This is a genomic window from Mesorhizobium sp. M0633, from assembly GCF_040320645.1.
In the GTDB taxonomy this organism is placed as follows: Bacteria; Pseudomonadota; Alphaproteobacteria; order Rhizobiales; family Rhizobiaceae; genus Mesorhizobium.
The window spans coordinates 1-699 of the sequence record NZ_JAMYQC010000127.1 but is presented as its reverse complement, the minus strand read 5'-3'; the positions used below and the strand labels follow the sequence as shown (position 1 = coordinate 699).

Here is a 699-nt window from a genome sequence, read left to right as displayed (position 1 = left end):
GCTGCCAACTCACCCCAGCCAATACCTCGGCCCCGGCCCCTTGCGTCCTGCCATATCGGCAGGGTTCGCAAGGCTACACCGGTCGATCGACAGGCAGCCGCAACCGATGCACTCGGTAAGCCCCGACCTCAGGCGCTGCAACTCGGCGATGCGCTGGTCGATGCGCTTGGTCCACTGGCTTGACAACCGCGACCAATCCCGACGCGACGGCACGCGATCGGCTGGCAACTTGGCCAGCTCGGCGCCGATCTCCTCGAGCGTCAGCCCAATTCGCTGCGCGAAGACGATGAAGGCGATCCGGCGCAGCACGGATCGCGGATAGCGTCGGTGTCCCGAGCCGGCCCGCTCGGACCCGATCAGCCCGCGCTCCTCGTAGAAGCGCAGGGCCGATGAGGCGACGCCGCTGCGCCGTGACACGTCGGTGATGGTCAGCATGGAATCCATGCATGAACGAAAGCACAATTCCCGCTTGACTTCAAGTTAACTTGAACTTGTAGCAAGAGGCATACGGATTAAAGGAGCACTGGCAATGCAGACGAATATCGAACTTCAGGGACTTCGCGTGGCAGTCACGGGCGGCACGTCCGGCCTCGGACTGGCGCTTGTGCGGCAGCTTGCCGCACAGGGTGCGTGCGTCGCCTTCGTCGCCCGGACCGCCGCGAATGTCGAACGCATCGCCGATGAGACGGGCGCGCACGG

2 protein-coding genes are annotated in these 699 nt (G+C 64.7%); one reads left to right on the top strand and one right to left on the bottom strand.

The window, feature by feature from the left end; translation table 11 throughout:
* Window positions 1-9: 9 nt before the first annotated feature.
* Window positions 10-444 carry a redox-sensitive transcriptional activator SoxR gene (gene soxR / locus NKI47_RS34980; protein ID WP_352458231.1) on the bottom strand — a complete coding sequence of 145 codons (435 nt, stop codon included), beginning with the start codon at window positions 442-444 and terminating at the stop codon, window positions 10-12.
* 85 nt (window positions 445-529) lie between these two features.
* Between soxR and NKI47_RS34975 the strand changes: the two genes are divergently transcribed.
* Window positions 530-699: SDR family NAD(P)-dependent oxidoreductase (locus NKI47_RS34975; RefSeq protein WP_352596402.1), on the top strand; the 170-nt coding region annotated here is incomplete at its 3' end.